15 protein-coding genes, 1 tRNA gene and 1 riboswitch are annotated in these 18,315 nt (G+C 66.8%); of the genes, 3 read left to right on the top strand and 13 right to left on the bottom strand.

Annotation, left to right across the window (positions count from 1 at the left end; all coding sequences use genetic code 11):
* Positions 1-790 precede the first annotated feature (790 nt).
* Positions 791-1,669 (bottom strand): ATP-binding protein, encoded by an 879-nt coding sequence (locus ACK41U_RS16900; protein ID WP_409682654.1) that lies wholly within the window; start codon positions 1,667-1,669, stop codon positions 791-793.
* Between the two features lie 85 nt (positions 1,670-1,754).
* Between ACK41U_RS16900 and ACK41U_RS16895 the strand changes: the two genes are divergently transcribed.
* Positions 1,755-2,033 (top strand): transposase, encoded by a 279-nt coding sequence (locus ACK41U_RS16895; RefSeq protein ID WP_409682651.1) that lies wholly within the window; start codon positions 1,755-1,757, stop codon positions 2,031-2,033.
* Between the two features lie 613 nt (positions 2,034-2,646).
* Here ACK41U_RS16895 and ACK41U_RS16890 read toward each other — a convergent pair.
* The 4 genes from ACK41U_RS16890 to gcvT all read right to left on the bottom strand — a co-directional run bounded on the left by ACK41U_RS16890 (position 2,647) and on the right by gcvT (position 7,368).
* Positions 2,647-2,722, bottom strand: a tRNA-Ala gene (locus ACK41U_RS16890).
* Between the two features lie 185 nt (positions 2,723-2,907).
* Complete coding sequence (gcvP, locus tag ACK41U_RS16885; protein ID WP_409682649.1) at positions 2,908-5,745, bottom strand: aminomethyl-transferring glycine dehydrogenase; 2,838 nt, start codon at positions 5,743-5,745, stop codon at positions 2,908-2,910.
* 115 nt (positions 5,746-5,860) lie between these two features.
* Positions 5,861-6,217 (bottom strand): glycine cleavage system protein GcvH, encoded by a 357-nt coding sequence (gcvH, locus tag ACK41U_RS16880; RefSeq protein ID WP_409682656.1) that lies wholly within the window; start codon positions 6,215-6,217, stop codon positions 5,861-5,863.
* A gap of 14 nt (positions 6,218-6,231) precedes the next feature.
* Entirely contained in the window at positions 6,232-7,368 is a 1,137-nt protein-coding gene (gene gcvT, locus ACK41U_RS16875; protein ID WP_409682646.1) for a glycine cleavage system aminomethyltransferase GcvT, read from the bottom strand.
* A 143-nt stretch (positions 7,369-7,511) separates the two neighbouring features.
* Positions 7,512-7,600, bottom strand: a riboswitch (glycine riboswitch).
* 144 nt (positions 7,601-7,744) lie between these two features.
* Between gcvT and ACK41U_RS16870 the strand changes: the two genes are divergently transcribed.
* Positions 7,745-9,508 carry a glycosyl transferase family 90 gene (locus ACK41U_RS16870; RefSeq protein WP_409682643.1) on the top strand — a complete coding sequence of 588 codons (1,764 nt, stop codon included), beginning with the start codon at positions 7,745-7,747 and terminating at the stop codon, positions 9,506-9,508.
* 54 nt (positions 9,509-9,562) lie between these two features.
* Here the strand turns inward: ACK41U_RS16870 and ACK41U_RS16865 are convergent, their stop codons facing one another.
* The 8 genes from ACK41U_RS16865 to ACK41U_RS16830 all read right to left on the bottom strand — a co-directional run bounded on the left by ACK41U_RS16865 (position 9,563) and on the right by ACK41U_RS16830 (position 17,069).
* Entirely contained in the window at positions 9,563-10,642 is a 1,080-nt protein-coding gene (locus ACK41U_RS16865; protein WP_409682640.1) for an ABC transporter ATP-binding protein, read from the bottom strand.
* 68 nt (positions 10,643-10,710) lie between these two features.
* Positions 10,711-11,490, bottom strand: a complete 780-nt coding sequence (locus tag ACK41U_RS16860) for an SDR family oxidoreductase (protein ID WP_409682637.1) — start codon at positions 11,488-11,490, stop codon at positions 10,711-10,713.
* Positions 11,491-11,606: 116 nt separating this feature from the next.
* On the bottom strand, positions 11,607-12,287 hold the full coding sequence (gene rpe, locus ACK41U_RS16855; RefSeq protein WP_409682634.1) for a ribulose-phosphate 3-epimerase: 681 nt from the start codon (positions 12,285-12,287) through the stop codon (positions 11,607-11,609).
* Between the two features lie 16 nt (positions 12,288-12,303).
* A complete protein-coding gene (gene cbbX / locus ACK41U_RS16850; RefSeq protein WP_409682631.1) occupies positions 12,304-13,257 on the bottom strand; it encodes a CbbX protein in 954 nt (317 codons plus the stop codon).
* A 75-nt stretch (positions 13,258-13,332) separates the two neighbouring features.
* Positions 13,333-13,752: a ribulose bisphosphate carboxylase small subunit gene (locus ACK41U_RS16845; protein WP_409682628.1), complete on the bottom strand. Its 420-nt coding sequence runs from the start codon at positions 13,750-13,752 to the stop codon at positions 13,333-13,335.
* Positions 13,753-13,763: 11 nt separating this feature from the next.
* The gene (locus ACK41U_RS16840) at positions 13,764-15,221 is read right to left on the bottom strand and encodes a form I ribulose bisphosphate carboxylase large subunit (RefSeq protein WP_409682625.1); all 1,458 of its coding nucleotides are present in this window, start codon (positions 15,219-15,221) and stop codon (positions 13,764-13,766) included.
* A gap of 23 nt (positions 15,222-15,244) precedes the next feature.
* Positions 15,245-16,117, bottom strand: coding sequence for a phosphoribulokinase (locus ACK41U_RS16835; protein WP_409682623.1), 873 nt, complete (start codon positions 16,115-16,117; stop codon positions 15,245-15,247).
* 7 nt (positions 16,118-16,124) lie between these two features.
* Positions 16,125-17,069, bottom strand: a complete 945-nt coding sequence (locus tag ACK41U_RS16830) for a fructose-bisphosphatase class I (protein WP_409682620.1) — start codon at positions 17,067-17,069, stop codon at positions 16,125-16,127.
* A gap of 96 nt (positions 17,070-17,165) precedes the next feature.
* On the opposite strand from ACK41U_RS16830, the gene cbbR reads away from it, so the two are divergent.
* A complete protein-coding gene (cbbR, locus tag ACK41U_RS16825; protein ID WP_409682617.1) occupies positions 17,166-18,107 on the top strand; it encodes a LysR family regulator CbbR in 942 nt (313 codons plus the stop codon).
* The last annotated feature ends 208 nt before the right edge of the window (positions 18,108-18,315 follow it).

Raw genomic sequence — 18,315 nt, 5'->3', positions numbered from 1 at the left:
GCCGTAGCTCTACAGGATGCGGCTTTCCCATCATCGACCCCCATATCTGCCTCGAAGGCAGGGAATCACGGATCAAGCCTCAAGGGAATCCCTGAATCACAATGACCGCAACACGCGCTAGTGGCGACCTCTATCGGGGCGGAAGCAGTTGCGTGCACGATCGAAGCATATGCGTGCAAATCCGTGTTCGCCACGTCGGGCATGAAAAAGACCCGCAAAAGCGGGCCATGCATTGTGGTCGGGTTTCCAGAAGCTGATCGCTGGTCAGTCAATGTCGGGGAACTGATCTTCGGGCGGGAGATGTTCCATTGCAGAAAGAACCTCAAGCAAGTTCTTCCTGCGGAGCGGTTCGACGATCAGTCGATCAGCCACCTTACGGATCGTCACCGTCCTCCCGGTCAGTTCCATAGCTTTGGGAATGCGGACAAATTGGCCGATTTGATCACGTTCGAGTTGGACGTGCCGGACTTTGTGATCACTATCCTGTCCCACCGAATCAGCTTCCTGACAGTACTGTCAACAACGCCCTCGAGAGTATCAGGTAACAGACGGTATATCACCTGCATCGCTTTTCTGGTGCAGCATCGCCACCAGATCGCGAGACGTGCAGAAAACGTAGTGGCCCCATCCACCCAGGGCAATAGGCCTTGGGCCAACCGGGCAGATGGTCGGCCATTGTCTCAACCTCGTCCAGCAAGGCCAGCACAGCAGCCGGGACCTCCTCTGCGGTGTATTCGAAGATCGCCCGCTAGTTCGTCTCGTTGCAGTCGTGTTCTGATCGGTGGAGATTTTATCGGCGCCCCGCCACCCTCTTGCTCTCCCAGAGCTCGAACATTCTTTCCCCAGTGAAAAGTGCCTCGAAGTTCTCGATCGAGAAGGGCGAGTACCCCGGCGCGAGGCTCGTTCCGGAGGCGAATACGCGGCAAAAATGCTCTGAGCGTAGTGCTGAGGCGCCCGAACCCGCGGCCGTGACACAGGCGTCGATCAGCATCTCGATGAACAACCCCCACCGACTGCCGCATGCGCAGTTGAGGCGGCGGAAGAAATCGAGCGAACTGAGCGCCGAAAAGTCAACACCAGCCTTGTTGGCGTAGGCGAAGCAAAGGCTGTTCAGCTCCTGCTGGTCTTCGGGGCGCTGCAAGCTGATTTCGAGAAATTGTACCGGGCGTAGGAGGTAGGCCAGCGGTTCCTCGCTGGCAATGTGCCCGACCAACTCGTCCACGCCCGAGAGCACTAACATCAACGGCCAGTCCGGGTGCTTCAGCAGCGACTTGAAGCTGTCGAGGATCATGGCTCGCCCCTCCGCACTCTTCTTCGGGAAGATGTGCTGGCACTCGTCGTAGTGGATGCCGTGGACACCTTGGGCTTGCGCCTGAAACCGGACCATGTCCCAGATTTCTCTTTGGGTCACCTTACCCTTTGTCGGCAGACGCAGCCCCTCTACCAAGGTGTGAACGCCGAGATCTTTCCAGGTCATCGTGCCAGCAAGTACCACGCTGACGATATTGGCTGGTCTGCCATCCGGCATGACGGTGCTGCCGTCGTTGACCTTCGCGAGAAGATGGGCAGTCTCGGCAGATTTGCCGATGCGCGATGGGCCTGTCACCAGCAGGCCGCGCGCTTCGAAACGACGGTCGAGCGACGCCTTGGACCAGTAGTCGGTCAGCATCCATTCGAACCCCTCGCGCAACCTTTCTGCCCGAGGGAATGCGTAGTGGGCGCCTCGCAGATCAGCGAAGGCCTGTGCGGAGACGGTGTTTACGAAGGTCATTTCAGCTTGCCCTCGGTGTTCGGGCGTCCGAACGGCACTGGCTGATGAGGCGCCGCTGCGTCTTCGACCCGTCCGTCAACTGCGGGTGGCCGACTGGTCGCTGACCAGCCTGCAGCTGAAGCTGATCAAGATCGGGGCGAGTGTCGTCCGTCACGCCCGCGCCATCACCTTCCAGCTGGCCGAGGTCGCCGTCACCGGCGCGATGGTCCGCGCCATCCTCGCCGCCATTCGCCGATTGCGAGCGCAGAGGTGGTTCGGCTGATTTGAACAGTTTCCAAGCGTTTTCTAGGTGGTTTTCCGCCTCGGTTCCGCCGCCACCGCTTCGGGCATTGGCTGGTTGAAGTAGGCCTGATCGGGGGTTCGCGACGCGGCGGACGCGCTCGAGACAAAAATCGCCTCCGACGCCGACGAAGTTATTTCCGATTTCCTCGTTCACAACTCCTAGCCGCAAGTTGCCGCCAGTAAATTTTTCAGGAAGCAATAGAGTATGTGCTCGCTCAGCACAAAATAGCCTGTGTTTTTTGCCCCAAAGCATAGGGACCAAATTTTTGTCTTCATCTTGGCGCTACGCGCCAAGATAGCGCCATGAGCAGTTCAGCGGAAGGTAGGCTAATTGGGGTCAGATGCAACGCTTGCGAAGTATCCGCCAGTTGCGTCCTGGATTGGCGTGGCGACACCTGCGCGGTCGCACCAGAACGCGCTGTCATCGTTTCGGATGAGTTGGATTGCGACAGTACCTCTGCCAACGCCATTTGGATCCGCTTTTGAGCCGAAAAGCCACATTGATGTGGCGTATTGGCCATATTGACGCTCGATCTGCAGGCTTATGCTCCCAATCGGCACTCATTTGCTACAATGACAACAAGGGGGGTGTCTGGTGGAGCCGAGGGGAATCGAACCCCTGACCTCGTCATTGCGAACGACGCGCTCTACCAACTGAGCTACGACCCCGATCCGGTATTTGTGTGGCGCGGGCATCCGGGATTGTCAAGACTGCCCCCGCGCGGCTGGTGCCGTGCGCAGGCGACCGCAGCAGATCGGTGAACCAGCCGAGGCCGGCTGCCCGCCGATCAATGCGCCGCGTCCCGCCAAAGCGGGACACAGCATTTGCATCCGGGGGAACGCCAGGGCGGCCGCTATTGCGCCGCCTCGGCATAGCTCTCCAGCGGCGGGCAGGTGCAGATCAGGTTGCGGTCGCCATGGGCGTTGTCGACCCGGCCCACGGGCGGCCAGTACTTGTCCACCCGGAAGGCGCCCGGCGGAAAGCAGCCCTGCTCGCGCGAATAGGCGCGGTCCCAGTCCCGCACCAGATCCTCGACCGTGTGGGGGGCGTGGCGCAGCGGGCTGTCGGCGGCCGCGATCCGCCCCTCGGCCACCTCGGTGATCTCGGCCCGGATCGCCAGCAGGGCGGTGACAAAGCGGTCGATCTCGGCCTTGGTCTCGGATTCCGTCGGCTCGACCATCAGCGTGCCGCTGACCGGCCAGCTCATCGTGGGGGCGTGAAAGCCGTTGTCGATCAGGCGCTTGGCGATGTCGTCCACGGTCACGCCATGTTCGGCAAAGGGCCGCGTGTCGATGATGCATTCATGCGCGACCCGGCCGCGATTGCCCATGAACAGGATCGGATAGGCCCCGGCCAGCCGCGCCGCGATATAGTTGGCGTTCAGGATCGCCACGCGGGTCGCCTGCGTCAGCCCCTCGCCGCCCATCATCAGGCAATAGGCCCAGCTGATCAGCAGGATCGAGGCGCTGCCATAGGGCGCCGCACTGACCGCGCCGCTGCCGTCCTCGCGCGGATCGCCGGGCAGGAACGGCGCCAGATGCGCACGCACCCCGATCGGCCCCATGCCCGGCCCGCCGCCGCCATGCGGGATGGCGAATGTCTTGTGCAGGTTCAGGTGGCTGACATCGCCGCCGATCTCGCCCGGTTTCACCAGCCCGACCAGCGCGTTCATGTTCGCCCCGTCGATATAGACCTGCCCGCCATGGCTGTGCGTGATGTCACAGACCTGCCGCACGGTATCCTCGAAGACACCATGGGTCGAGGGATAGGTGATCATCACCGCCGCCAGCCGGTCCCCCGCCTTGGCGGCCTTATCGGCGAAATCCTCCAGGTCGATATCGCCATTGGGCGCGGATTTCACCACCACGACCTGCATCCCGCACATCTGCGCCGTGGCCGGGTTGGTGCCATGCGCCGACACGGGGATCAGGCAGATGTCGCGCAGCTCACCGCGCGAGCGGTGATAGGCCGCAATCGTCAAAAGCCCCGCATATTCCCCCTGCGCGCCGCTGTTGGGCTGCATGGAGAACGCGTCATAGCCGGTGATGCGGCACAGCTTTTCGGTCAGATCGGCAATCGCCTCGTGGTATCCCGCCGCCTGATCATGGGGCGCAAAGGGATGCAGCGCGCCGAATTCGGGCCAGGTGATCGGCATCATCTCGGCGGCGGCATTCAGCTTCATCGTGCAGGACCCCAGCGGGATCATCGCCCGGTCCAGCGCCAGATCGCGGTCCGACAGGCGGCGCATATAGCGCATCATCTCGGACTCGGCCCGGTTCATGTGGAACACCGGATGGGTCAGATAGTCGCTCTCGCGCAGCAGCGCCTCGGGGATTGCGGGGGCCACGGCCATGGGCGCCGCCTCGGTGATCCCGAAGGCATCCAGCAGCCGGGTGATCACGCCCGCATCGGTCGTCTCATCCACGCTGATGCCGACGCGGTCGCGGCCCACGGCGCGCAGGTTGATGCCCCGGTGGCGCGCGGCGGCCATGATGCCCGCCTGACCCACGCCCACCTTGACGGTGATCGTGTCAAAGAACGCCTCTGGCGCCACCTCGGCCCCCGCCGCCCGCAGCGCATCGGCCACCGTCACCGCATGCAGATGCACCCGCTGCGCAATGGCGCGCAGACCCACCGGCCCGTGAAACACCGCATAAAACCCCGCCATCACCGCCAGCAAAGCCTGCGCCGTGCAGACATTGCTGGTGGCCTTCTCGCGCCGGATATGCTGCTCGCGCGTCTGCAGCGCCAGCCGCAGCGCCGGATTGCCCGCGCTGTCCACCGAGACGCCGACGATCCGCCCCGGCATCGCCCGCTTCAGCGCATCCCGGCAGGACATGAACCCCGCATGCGGCCCGCCATAGCCCATCGGCACGCCAAAGCGCTGCGCCGAGCCGACCGCAATATCGGCCCCCATCGCGCCCGGCTCGCGCAGCAGGCACAAGGCCAGCAGATCGGTCGCGACCACCGCCAGCGCGCCCGCCGCATGCAGCGCCCCGATCTCGGGCGTCAGGTCGCGGATATGGCCATAGGTGCCCGGATACTGAAAGATCGCGCCAAAGACCTCATCCGCCACCAGATCATCAACCGAGCCCTTGACGATCCTGATCCCCAATGGCGCCGCCCGCGTCTCGATCACGCTGATCGTCTGCGGATGCAGGTCATGGGCGACAAAGAACGCCTGCGCCTTCGATTTCGACTGACGCCGCGCCATGGCCATCGCCTCGGCCGCCGCCGTCGCCTCGTCCAGCAGCGACGCATTGGCCACCGGCAAGCCGGTCAGATCCGCCACCATGGTCTGGAAATTCAGCAAGGCCTCCAGCCGCCCCTGCGCGATCTCGGGCTGATAGGGGGTATAGGCGGTATACCAGGCCGGGTTCTCCAGAATATTGCGCTGGATCGCGGGCGGCGTGACGGTGCCGTAATAGCCCTGCCCGATCAGGCTGGTCATCACCCGGTTCTTCGCCGCGACCTCTTTCATCCGCGCCAGCAGCCCCGCCTCGGACAGGGCGGGCCAGTCCAGCCGGTCCGCCTGCCGGATCGCCGCAGGCACGGTCTGCCCGATCAGCGCCTCCAGACTGTCGGCCCCCACCGCCGCCAGCATCAGCTCCATCTCTGCCGGAGACGGCCCGATATGGCGCCGGTTGGCAAAATCGTCGGGGTTATAGTCGGTCGGGGTCCAGCGGCTCATCCGTCACTCCATCCGGCAGCGCCACGCTTGGGCCTGCTTTGGTCCAGAAATATCCTCGGGGGGTCCGGGGGGCGAAGCGCCCCCGGCCTTTCGCCGGGCAAAGCCCGGCAAAAACTCACTCCACCAGCGCCTTATAGGCCGCCTCATCCATGAACCCGTCCATCGCGCCCGCATCCGCAGGCTTGATCCGAAAGAACCAGGCCGCCATCGGATCGGCATTCACATCGCCCGGCGCGTCGGCCAGCGGCGCATTCACCGCCGTAATCACCCCCGCCACCGGGGCGGTGATGTCGCTGGCCGCCTTGACGCTTTCGATCACGACGATTTCCTCGCCCGCCGCGACCTCGCGCCCCTCTTCGGGCAGCTCGATGAACACCACATCGCCCAGCTGCTCGCTGGCATGTCTGGTGATGCCCACGGTGATCTCATCACCCTCGGCCCGCAGCCATTCGTGATCTTCGGTATATTTCAGCATGAAGACGCTCCTCAGCGTTTGTAAGAGGGGGTGACAAAGGGCAGGGCGCAGATGGTCACGGCCAGGCGCCTGCCGCGCAGCTCGGCCCAGATCGTGGCGCCCTCGGGAAGTTCAGCGGGCAGACGCGCCATGGCGACCGGCCCGCCGACCGAGGGGCCAAAGCCGCCCGAACTGACCGTGCCGATCACCGCACCGCCCTCGGGCGCGGCAAACAGCGCCACCCCTTCGCGGATCGGCGCGCGCCCCTCGGGCCGCAACCCCCGCCGCCGCAGATCAGGCGCGCCCAGCCCGGCCAGAATCACCTCAGCGCCGGGAAACCCGCCCGCCCGCGCGCCACCGGCACGGCGGACCTTCGGGATCGACCAGCCCAGCCCCGCCTGCGCAGGCGTCACGCCGCCGTCCATGTCATGGCCATACAGCGGCATCCCCGCCTCCAGCCGCAGCGAATCGCGCGCCCCCAGACCAATCGGCGCCACCTCGGGCTGATCCAGCAACGCGCGGGCAAAGCCCTCCAGCGCCGCCGAGGGCACGGAAATCTCGAACCCGTCCTCGCCGGTATAGCCCGAGCGCGAGATCCACAGGGCCACGTCCTCCCAGACATGGACCTGACTGTCCATAAAGCGCATATCCGCCACCGCAGGCACCAGCCGCGCCAGCACCGCGACCGCATCCGGGCCCTGCAGGGCCAGCAGGCCGCGGTCGGTGACAGGCTCGACCCGCACCCCCTTGAGGGTCCGCAGATGGGCAATATCCTGTTCGGCGCAGGCGGCATTGACGACCAGCAGATAGTGGTCGCCCCGGTTGGCGAACATCAGATCATCCGCAATCCCGCCCGCCGGATTGGTGAACAGCCCATAGCGCTGCCGCCCCTCGGCCAGACCGGCCACATCGGCGGGGATCAGCACCTCCAGCGCGGCGGCGGCGGTCCCGATCCGGCCATCTTCGGGCCAGACCAGCACCTGCCCCATATGGCTGACATCGAACAGCCCGGCATGGGCGCGGGTGTGCAGATGCTCGGCCATCACGCCCATCGGAAACTGCACCGGCATCTGCCAGCCCGCAAAGGGCACCATCCGGGCGCCGCATTCGACATGAAGGTCATAAAGGCCGGTCCGGCGGGACGTATCGGCGTGGGCAATCTCGGCCATCTGGCCTCCTGCAAAACAGCCGGACAGCCGGCATCGGTTGGACGGGAAAACCCCCGCGCGTCGATGCCCCCTCTGTCCTTGCCGCGAACGGCGCCTGAGATCGTTATCCCTTCGGCGGGCCTTTCGGCCACTCTCCAGACTGTATGGAGAAAACGGTCCTTTTGCCTGAGAGCTTGCCGGGGCGGCTTCTCCTTCGGCCCCGGCACGTGCCGATGTCTCCCGAATTCCTGCCCTTGTGCTAGCCGCAGGCCCGTCCCGTGGCAAGACCTTTGTCGCAGAACCACGCCAAAGCGCCGCCTTCTGCCCATGGCAGGCGCAGCGGTTGACAGCCCGTCCCGGCGCGCGCCAGATCGGGGCTGCGCAACACAGGCCCGTCATGCAGCCCAAAATCCTTCAGCCCAGGTTCTTCCAGCCCAGGTTCTTCCAGCCCAAATTCTTCCAGATCGGCTTCAACAAATGCGGCACGACCTTCATCGCGCGGCTCTTCGACATGAACGGCATCCCCGCCGCGCATTGGCTGGAGGGCGCGCTGGCCGAGGACATCGCCTATGCCAAACTGACCGGGCGCAAGCCGCTGGCGCGCTGGGCCGACAGCACCGTGGCCTTCACCGACATGGAATCGGTGCGCTTCCTCAACACCCCGGTGATCGAGGGCTTCCGGGATTATGCCCTGCTGGACCAGCACTATCCGGGCGCGGTCTTCCTGCTGAACACCCGCCGCATCGAGGACTGGATCGCCAGCCGCTACCTGCATCGCGGCGGCGCCTATGCCCGCAGCATCGCGGCCAGCCTCGGCGTGCCCCTGGGCGATCTGGCCGGGATCTGGGCGGCCGACTGGGAGGCGCATCTGACCGGCGCCCGCGCCCATTTCGCAGACCGCCCCGAATTCATCCAGATCGACATCGACGAGGCCACGCCCGATGATTACCGCCGCGCCCTCGCCCCATGGTTCGACCTGCCGAAGGTGCCGCCATTGCCCGGCACCGGGGTCCGCAAGGCCCGCCAGCAGAACCTGCCCCGCGTGCAGCGGATGCTGGAAAGCCCGCCCCCCGGCGCCGGGTTCACCCCCGCCAGCCGCGCGCGCATCGCCACCTGTCTGGCCCGGCTGGCCGCGCCGCACAGGCTGACCGCCACCCGCAGCCCGCAGGCACCGCATCCGCAGGCGGTCTGCCTCGACCTCGACCGGAACGAGTTGCGCGGCGCCGACGGCACGCTGCTGCCCCTGCGCCGCGCCCCCGACGGACAGTTCTACCTCGAAGCCGGTCGTCCCGGCCTGTTGCGCGTGGCCACCACGGTCAATGACATGGCGCAGGTCACACAGCATGGCCGGTACTGGCTCGACATGCGCCCCTCGGGCCCGGAGCAGGCGGCACAGGCGCCACTGATCGCAGGGCTGCGGCGCAAATGGGCGGCGAATGTCTGGCTCTGGCCCGCGCCGTGGCTGCACCGCATCGGCAATGACGGATTCCCGGGCGCGCCCCTGCCGCCGTCGCCCCGGCCCCCGGATTGTCAGGACATCGCCACCTGGCGCGGCCCGCTGTCGGGATTTGCCGTCACGCCCGATGGCCAGCCCGACCTTGGCCACAGCGCCGAAAGCCTGATCGCGCAGGCCCTGTCGGCCCCCCCCAAAGCGCCTGCCGAAGCACTCCCCGCGATTGCACAGGCCGTCAGACGCCTGACCCGCTGGCATGTGCCGGACCAGTATGGCGGGCGCGACGGCTTCGACCTCGCCCTGACCCCCGACCCGCGCCAGAGCCGCGCGCTGGACCGCCTTGGCCTGACCCCGGCCGCCCGCACCGACAGCCCACAGGGCCGCTACGCGCTGTGCCTCGGCGGCACGCAGGGCGATGCCGATTTCCTGCCGCTGGCTCAGGGCAGGGCGGTGGTCCTGAAAGAGGACGACGGCTGGGAAAGCTTCGCCACCGGCCTCTTCCGCCCATGGCGCCACTATATCCCGCTGGCCCCCGGCGCGACCGATCTGGCGCAGCGGCTGGCATGGGCGCGCGCCCACCCCACCCGGTGCGCGGCCATGTCACGCCGCGCCCGCCACCTCGCGGCCCGCCTCGCCGACCCGGCAGGCCGCCGCCAGCACCTGTCACAGGTTCTCACCGCCTATCGCGCCGCAACCGGCCAGGACTAGCCGGCTTCTTCTTCACTCAAATATCCAAAAAACCCGGCCCGCGCCCCGCAGCCCTCAGCCGCGGGGAAAGACGAAACAGCGGTCCCGCCGCAACATCAGCCACATCGGCGTCCCGGCGGGAGGCAGGAACACGCCGGGCACGGTCGCGGTCAGCGCGATCCCGCCCTCGACGGTAGAAAACTCGACCAGCGACTCGCGCCCCAGATAGCGCGCGCGCCGCACCTGCGCCCGCGCGGCCGAGCCGTTCTCGGGTGTCGGTGCCGGGCCCTGACCGGCGCGGTCAAAGTCGATGCGCAGATGCTGGGGCCGGATGACGATATCGACCTCATGGCCGTCCGGCACCCCCGGCGCCAGAAACTGGCCAAAGGGCGTGTCGGTCAGCGCCCCCTGCACCCGCCCGGTCAGCACATTGATGTCGCTGAAAAATGCCGCCGCCTGCCGGTCCGCAGGGGCGTTGTACAGATTGTAGGGCGCGCCCTGCTGCACGATCCGCCCGGCGCGCATCAGCAGGATCTGATCGGCCATGCGCATCGCCTCATGCGGCTCATGCGTGACCAGCAGAACGGCGGTGCCCTCTTCCTTCAGCAAGGCCAGTGTCTCGTCGCGGATGCCGTCGCGCAGGCGTTCGTCCAGACCGCTGAAGGGCTCGTCCATCAGCAGCACCCTGGGGCGCGGCGCCAGGGCGCGGGCCAGCGCCACGCGCTGCTGCTCGCCACCCGACAGCTCGTGCGGATAGCTGTCCAGATGGCGCGCCATATGCACCCGCCCCAGCAGGTCCAGCACCCGCTGACGATTGGCGCGAAAACCGCCGCGCAGCCCAAAGGCCACGTTTTCGCTGACCGGCAGATGCGGAAACAGCGCAAAGTCCTGAAACATCAGCCCGATGCCGCGGCGTTCTGGCGGCACGCGAAAGGCCGTGTCGCAGATCAGCTGCCCGTCGACATGGATGCGGCCGCTGTCCTGCATATCCACCCCGGCCACGATCCGCAGCGTCGTCGACTTGCCGCAGCCCGAGGGGCCCAGCAGGCAGGCGACCTGCCCGGCCTCGACCTGAAAGGACACGTCATCGACGACGCGCCGCCCCTCGAAGGCGCGGGTCAGGTTCTGGGCTTCCAGGCGGGGGGGATGCGTCACGGGCGGCCAAGTCTTTCAGTCGGGTTTACCCGCCCTAACAGGGGCGGGGCAGGGCTGCAACTGCCTGCTCAGATCGTGAGATTGGTGGCGCCGCCATCCAGCAGGATGTTCTGGCCCACGATGAACCGCGCCTGCTGGCTGCACAGAAAGGCGCAGGTCGCGCCGAAATCGGCAGCCGTGCCATAGGTCCCGGCGGGGATGCTGGCCTCGCGCAGGCGCCGCGCCTCGTCCATGCCGATGCCCTCGCGCGCCGCCACGCCACGATCCAGCGTGGCGGCGCGGTCGGTGGCATGGATGCCGGGCAGCAGGTTGTTCACGCAGACCCCGTGCCCCGCCACCTGCCGCGACATGCCCGCGACAAAGCCGGTCAGCCCGGTGCGCGCGCTGTTCGACAGCCCCAGCGCCGCGATCGGCGCCCGCACCGATTGCGAGGTGATATTGACGACCCGGCCCCAGCCCCGGTCCATCATGGCGGGCACCAGCGCCTGCATCAGCGCCACCGCCGACAGCATATTGGCGTCAATGGCGCGGATGAAATCGTCGCGGCTCCAGTCGCGCCAGTCGCCCGGCGGCGGCCCGCCCGCATTGGTCACCAGAATATCGGCCTGACCCAGCGCGGCCAGCACAAGGGTGCGGCCCTCATCGGTGGTGATGTCGGCGGCGACCGGCGTGACCGAGACGCCATAGGTCGCGGCGATGTCCTGCGCGGTGCGGGTGATGTCGGCCTTGGTGCGGCTGTTGATGACCAGATCGACGCCCGCTGCCGCCAATGCCTCGGCGCAGCCGCGTCCCAGCCCCCTTGAGGCCGCGCAGACCAGCCCCCGTTTGCCCCTGATGCCCAGATCCATCGCGTCCTCCTGTCTGTCAGGGGCGCAGAAGACGCGGGGTTGGCGGGATTGTCAAATGGAGGAAGCGGGGGGCCAGCCCCCCACACCCCCCGGGATATTTCAGGACCAAAGCAGGGTCAGGCGATCGAGTCGCGGATGGCCTGCATGTTTGCGCCATAGATGCCGGGCTGGTCGACCGAGCCGCCCCGGAAGACCGCCGAGCCCGCGACGAGGACATCGGCGCCCGCCTTGGCCACGAGGGGGGCGGTGGTCGGATCGACGCCGCCATCGACCTGGATATGGATCGGGCGGTCGCCGATCAGGCCGCGGATGCGGGCGATCTTGTCCAGCTGGCTGTGGATGAATTTCTGCCCGCCAAAGCCCGGGTTCACGGTCATCACCAGCACCATGTCACACAGGTCCAGCAGGTAGTCGACCGCCTCGACCGGCGTGCCGGGGTTGAGTGCGATGCCCGCCTGTCTGCCGGTCGCGCGGATCGCCTGCAGCGTGCGGTGGGGATGGGGGCCTGCCTCGACATGGGCGGTGATCATGTCGGCGCCGGCCTCGGCATAGGCGTCGATATAGGCGTCCACCGGCGCGATCATCAGATGCACGTCCATGAAGGTTTTCACATGCGGGCGGAAGGCTTTCACCGCGGGCGGGCCGAATGTCAGGTTCGGGACGAAATGCCCGTCCATCACGTCCACATGGACCCAGTCGGCGCCCTGATCCTCGATGGCGCGGATCTCGGCGCCGAAATTGGCGAAGTCGGCGGAGAGGATCGAGGGGGCGATCCTGATCTGGCGGTCGAAGCTCATCTGGGCCTCCTGAGGGTTATCCGGCAGCGGCCTGCCTGTTTGCACGGTCCACGTCAAGCCCGCCCTGAAAGACGCGGCTGGCACGGATGTCGGGGGCGGTCAGCGTCGACAGGGCCGCCGCATCCAGCGGGCCTTTCGCTTCGTGGAACAGCCGGTTCGCCTGTCGCAGCCGCGCCCGGTCCAGCGCGTTGCGGATGGATCTGGCATTGGCGAAATGCGGCTGGTCGCGCCGGGCGGTGATGTATTGCGCCATCGCCGCGCGGGCCGGGTCGTCAAAGGCGTAGTTCTGCGTGCTCAGCATCCCTTCCGCGATCACCAGCAATTCGTCATCGCTGTAATCGGGGAATTCGATGTGATGGGCGATGCGCGACCGGAAGCCGGGGTTCGAGGCGAAGAAGCGGTCCATCCGGTCGGCATAGCCCGCCAGAATCACCACCAGATCGTCGCGGTTGTTCTCCATCACCTGCAGCAGGATCTCGATGGCTTCCTGCCCGTAATCGCGTTCGTTTTCGGGGCGATACAGGTAATAGGCCTCGTCGATGAACAGCACGCCGCCCATCGCCTTTTTCAGCACCTCTTTGGTCTTGGGCGCGGTATGGCCGATATATTGCCCGACCAGATCGTCGCGCGTGACCGTCACCAGATGCCCTTTGCGGACATAGCCCAGCCGGTGCAGCAGCGCCGCCATCTTCAGCGCCACGGTGGTCTTGCCGGTGCCGGGATTGCCGGTAAAGCTCATGTGCAGGGTCGGCGTTTCGGTGGCCAGCCCCAGCTTGCGCCGCGCCTGATCGACCAGCAGCAGCGCCGCCGTTTCGCGGATGCGCGCCTTGACCGGGGCCAGCCCGACCAGCTGCCGGTCCAGTTCGGCCAGCACCTCGGCCACGCCGCTTTCGGCAAAGCTGTGCGCCAGATCGACATGGGTGGGCCGGGTTTCAGAGGGGGGGGCGTCAGAGGGGGGGGCGTCTTGCATGGCAAACCTCGCGGGGGTTGGAGGGGTGCCGGGCGGCGAAGGGAGGCGCCGCCCGGACCGGCCTGAGCGGGGGCCTCAGGCGTAGCGGGCGCCTTCGGGCTCGCGCATGGCATAGCTTTCGATGGTGTAGCGGACTGACCGCCCCTCGCCCTCTTGCCGCACCAGCCGGAAGCCGGGTTCCACCGCCGGGCGGTTCACGATCATGCACATGCGGATCGATTCCCATCCGGGCGAGGCATCGAACGCGATCACCCGGATATACTGGCCACCATATTGCTTGCGGCATTCGTTCACCTCGTAGACCACCGCCGCCGCGTCGGGGTTGTCGAACATCGGATGGCCCCACATCTCCCAATAGGTGTTCCGGGGATGCGGATCGTCGGTATATTCGACCGACACGGCCCAGCCCTTGTCGATGGCATATTGGGCCTGCACGCGGATGTCGTCATCCGTCAGGTCGGGCAGGAAGCTGAACTGTCCTTGGGTCATTTTCATGGGTCTGTTCCTCAGCTGGAAACTTCGGGGGTGGGCGCGAAATCGGGCGCATCGGTCGAGGCATAGTCGAAGGTCACGCCCTTCCAGACCTCCAGCGCCTGTTTCAGCGGCGTGCAGGTGCGGGCGGCGTCGCGCAGGATGTCCTCGCCCTCATTCCAGATGTCGCGGCCTGCGTTGCGGGCAAAGACCATCGCCTCCAGCGCGACGCGGTTGGCCTGTGCGCCCGCCGCGATGCCATGGGGGTGGCCGATGGTGCCGCCGCCGAACTGCAGCACGACATCCTCGCCCAGATAATGCAGCAGCTGGTGCATCTGGCCCGCGTGGATGCCGCCCGATGCGACCGGCATCATCTTGTTCAGGCTGGCCCATTCCTGATCGAAGAAGATCCCGTTTTCCAAGGCCATCGGGTTCCGTTCCTCGCGGAAGATGTCGTAGTATCCCTTGGTGGTGGCGGGATCGCCCTCCAGCTTGCCGACGACCGTGCCTGCATGCAGGTGATCGACCCCGGCCAGACGCATCCATTTCGCGATGACGCGGAAGCTGACGCCGTGGCTGCGCTGGCGGGTATAGGTGCTGTGCCCGGCGCGGTGCAGGTGCAGGATCATGTCATTGTCGCGCGCCCATTTGGCCATGGACTGGATCGCGGTATAGCCGATCACCAGGTCGATCATCACGATCACCGAGCCAAGCGATTTGGCGAACTCGGCCCGCGCATACATCTCTTCCATCGTGCCGGCGGTGATGTTGAGATAGGTGCCCTTGACCTCGCCCGTCGCGGCAGACGCCCGGTTCACCGCCTCCATGCAGTACAGAAACCGGTCGCGCCAATGCATGAAGGGCTGGCTGTTGATGTTTTCATCATCCTTGGTGAAGTCGAGGCCCCCCTTCAGCGCCTCATAAACCACCCTGCCATAGTTGCGGCCCGACAGGCCCAGCTTGGGCTTGACCGTGGCGCCCAGCAGCGGGCGGCCATAGCAGTTCAGGCGTTCACGCTCGACCACGATGCCGGTGGCGGGGCCCTGAAAGGTCTTCACATAGGCCACGGGCAGGCGCATGTCCTCCAGCCTCAGGGCCTTCAGCGGCTTGAAACCAAAGACATTGCCGATGATGGATGCGGTCAGGTTGGCGATGGAGCCGCCCTCGAACAGGTCCAGATCATAGGCGATATAGGCAAAGAACTCGCCCGGCGCGTTGGGGACCGGATCGACGCGATAGGCTTTCGCGCGATACTTGTCGCAGGCGGTCAGCCGGTCGGTCCAGACCACCGTCCATGTCGCGGTGCTGCTTTCGCCCGCGACCGCAGCCGCGGCCTCGATCGCATCCACCCCATCCTGCGGCGTGATGCGGAACAGCGCGATGATGTCGGTGTCCTTGGGCTGATAGTCAGGCTCCCAATAGCCCATCTGGGCGTATTTCATCACGCCTGCGGTGTAACGCTTCTTCGCGTCCATCTTGGCCATCTCGTTCATGTCTCGTCCTCCTTGGGGATGGGTCAGGCGCGCCTGGCCTCGCTGATCAGGCGCAGGATCATCGGGGTCAGGATCAGCTGCATCGCGAGGTCCATCTTGGGACCGGGGATCACGATGGAATTGGCCCGCGTCATCCACGACCCCTGAATCATCTGGGTCAGATAGGGAAAATCTATCCCGCGCGGGTTCTTGAACCGGATCACCACCAGACTTTCGTCGGGCGTGGGAATCCAGCGCGCGATGAACGGGTTCGAGGTATCGACCACCGGCACCCGCTGAAAGTTGATGTCGGTTTCGTTGAACTGCGGGCAGATGCAGTGAACATAGGCGTGCATCCGGCGCAGGATCGTGTCGGTGACAGCCTCGGTCGAATAGCCCCGGCTGGCCTTGTCGCGGTGGATCTTCTGCGTCCATTCCAGATTGATGACCGGCACGACGCCGATCTTCAGATCGGCCAAAGCGGCCAGATTGACCTGATCGTTGACGACGGCGCCATGCAGCCCCTCGTAGAACAGCAGATCGCTGCCATCCTCAAAGGCGCGCCAGCCGGTGAACGTGCCGGGCGCGCTGCCCCAGCGTTCGGCCTCGGTCTCGTCATGGACATAATGGCGCGTCTCTCCCCGGCCCGTCTCGCCATAGACGCGGAAAATATCCTCCAGCTTTTCCAGCTCGTTGGCGTCATAGCTGAAATGGCTGAAGGTCGCGTCGCCCGCCGCCTGCCGCCGGGTCAGTTCCTCCTTCATGGCGGCGCGGTCATAGCGGTGAAAGGCGTCGCCCTCGATGCTGACGGCGCGCAGACCCTCGCGGCGGAAGATTGCGTCAAAGGTCGCCTTGACCGTGGTGGTGCCCGCCCCGGAAGAGCCGGTGACCGAGATGATGGGATGTTTCTTGCTCATGGGAACCTCACGCGCGGAACAGGCCGCGATGGCCAAAAAGGGCCGAGACCTCGGCCTCGGGCAGGTCGTGATAGGCGGCGACCCGGTCCACCTTTTCGGCGGACCCGAAAATCAACGGCGTGCGGGCGCGCAGATCGGTGATCGGCTGGTCCAGCACCGGCAGCGCGCCATCGGTGGCCCGTCCGCCCGCCTGTTCGATCACCATCGCCAAGGGCGCCGCCTGATGCAGCAGCCGCAGCCCGCCCTGATTGTCGCGCCGGTCGGCGGGGCACAGGCAGATGCCGCCCTGCATCAGGATGCGATGCGCCTCGGCCACCAGCGCGCCGGTCCAGCGCATGGTGAAATTCGCGGCGCGCGGCCCGTCCAGCCCGGCCATGCAGTCATCGACATAGGCCCGCACCGGGCGCGGCCAGTGGCGGTAATGCGCGGCATCAATGGCAAATTCGGTGGGTGATCCGGGGATCAGATGCCGCGCGGCGGCCAGCTCGAACCGGTCAGTGTCGGTGTCCAGAATGTAATGCTGGGTGCCGTCGCCAAAGCTGACCATCAACCGGCAGCTGGCGCCATAGATGATGTACCCGCCCGCCAGCATCTGCCGCGCCGGGCGCAGAAAGCTGGCCTCGGGCGCCCCGGTCGCGGGCATCAGCGCAAAGATCGTGCCCGCCGGGCCGTTGCCCTCCAGATTGCAGGCCCCGTCCAGCGAGATCATCGCCAGCGCCAGATCGCCGCCCGCAATCACCTCGCGCGGGGCGGGGTCGCGGTGGTCCAGATGCCAGGCCAGCCCCGCCTGCGTCAGCAGATCGGTGAACAGCAGGGCGGCGGCGCGGTCGGTATGGCGCCCCGGATCGCGGCGGATCAGCCGGGCCAGCCGCCCCGCCCCCTGCGCCAGCGCCGTCATGGCCGGGCGCAGACGCTGCGGGATCGCGGTGATGTCGATGCGGGTCGCGGTCATGGCTGCCTCACTGGCCTTGGGATGTGAGTTCAGGTTGACAGGCGCGCGCCTTCAGAGGAATTTAAAAATGCGGAATGCAGATTAAGGAAAACTGAAATGCGCGTGGATGCCCTGACCCTGCGCCAGCTGCGCGCCCTGCGCGCCGTGGCCGAGACCGGCAGCCTGACGCTGGCGGCGGGCCAGCTGGGCCTGACGCCGCCCGCCGTGCATGGCCAGCTGCGCCAGCTGGAGGATCTGGCGGGTTGCCCGCTGTTTTCCCGCGACGAGCATGGCGCCTTCCGCCCCACCGCCGAGGGTCAGGCCCTGCTGCTGGCCGAGGCGCGCGTGACCTCGGCCCTGACCCGCGCGGGGCGCGAGATCGTCGCGCTGCGGCAGGGTCACAGCGGCAGCGTGGTGCTGGGCGTGGTCTCGACCGGCAAGTATTTCGCGCCGTTCCTGGTCGCCCGGCTGCAGCGCGATGCGCCCGACATCAATGTCACGCTGCGCATCGGCAACCGCGACGCGATCATTTCGGCCCTGTCGCTGGACCAGCTTGATCTGGCGGTCATGGGCCGCCCGCCGCGCGAACCGGCGGTGATCTCGGTGCCGATCGGGCCGCATCCCCATATCCTGATCGCCGCGCCCGGTCATCCGCTGGCGGCGATGGACCCTGTGACGCCCGGCGATCTGCTGTCGCAGACCTTCCTGTCGCGCGAAGAGGGGTCGGGCTCGCGCAATCTGATGACCCGCTTTCTGGACCGCATCGGCGAGGGGGCCCCCTGGCGCGCGGTCGAGATGGGCACGAACGAGACGATCAAGCAGGCCGTGATCGCGGGCCTGGGCATCGCCCTGATCTCGCAGCACACCTGCACCGAGGAGTTGCGCGCTGGTCGTCTGGTCGCCCTGTCCGCCATCGGCCTGCCGATCCAGCGCAGCTGGTATCTGCTGCACCGCGCCGACCGCGCCCTGTCGCCCGCCACCCGGCACATCCGCGACCGGATCGAGGATCTGCGCGGCAGCTTCCTGCCCCGCCTCACCGATCCCCGCCCCCCTGCCTGAGCCGCCCCGCGACACATCCCCGCCCAGACGCACCGCGCCTGCCCGCCGGGATCGCGCCTGCCCGCCGGGTCCGTGCCTGCCTGCCGGGACCGCGCCTGCCCGCCGCGACCGCGCCTGCCCGCCGCGACCGCGCCTGCCTGCCGGGTCCGCGCCTGCCTGCCGGGTCCGTGCCTGCCTGCCGGGATCGCGCCTGCCCGCCGGGTCCGTG

This window comes from Paracoccus sp. (in: a-proteobacteria), from assembly GCF_046289755.1.
GTDB lineage: Bacteria > Pseudomonadota > Alphaproteobacteria > Rhodobacterales > Rhodobacteraceae > Paracoccus.
This window is presented reverse-complemented; position numbering and strand designations above follow the sequence as displayed.

What these genes read in the sequence shown, in the direction of transcription:
- ACK41U_RS16835 (WP_409682623.1), bottom strand. Translation starts at nt 16,117, where the DNA reads ATGAGCAAGAAACATCCCATCATCTCGGTCACCGGCTCTTCCGGGGCG.
- ACK41U_RS16860 (WP_409682637.1), bottom strand. Translation starts at nt 11,490, where the DNA reads ATGGATCTGGGCATCAGGGGCAAACGGGGGCTGGTCTGCGCGGCCTCA.
- ACK41U_RS16900 (WP_409682654.1), bottom strand. Translation starts at nt 1,669, where the DNA reads ATGCTGACCGACTACTGGTCCAAGGCGTCGCTCGACCGTCGTTTCGAA.
- gcvP (WP_409682649.1), bottom strand. Translation starts at nt 5,745, where the DNA reads ATGAGCCGCTGGACCCCGACCGACTATAACCCCGACGATTTTGCCAAC.
- cbbX (WP_409682631.1), bottom strand. Translation starts at nt 13,257, where the DNA reads ATGCAAGACGCCCCCCCCTCTGACGCCCCCCCCTCTGAAACCCGGCCC.
- ACK41U_RS16840 (WP_409682625.1), bottom strand. Translation starts at nt 15,221, where the DNA reads ATGAACGAGATGGCCAAGATGGACGCGAAGAAGCGTTACACCGCAGGC.
- ACK41U_RS16845 (WP_409682628.1), bottom strand. Translation starts at nt 13,752, where the DNA reads ATGAAAATGACCCAAGGACAGTTCAGCTTCCTGCCCGACCTGACGGAT.
- gcvT (WP_409682646.1), bottom strand. Translation starts at nt 7,368, where the DNA reads ATGGCCGAGATTGCCCACGCCGATACGTCCCGCCGGACCGGCCTTTAT.
- ACK41U_RS16870 (WP_409682643.1), top strand. Translation starts at nt 7,745, where the DNA reads ATGCAGCCCAAAATCCTTCAGCCCAGGTTCTTCCAGCCCAGGTTCTTC.
- cbbR (WP_409682617.1), top strand. Translation starts at nt 17,166, where the DNA reads ATGCGCGTGGATGCCCTGACCCTGCGCCAGCTGCGCGCCCTGCGCGCC.
- ACK41U_RS16830 (WP_409682620.1), bottom strand. Translation starts at nt 17,069, where the DNA reads ATGACCGCGACCCGCATCGACATCACCGCGATCCCGCAGCGTCTGCGC.
- rpe (WP_409682634.1), bottom strand. Translation starts at nt 12,287, where the DNA reads ATGAGCTTCGACCGCCAGATCAGGATCGCCCCCTCGATCCTCTCCGCC.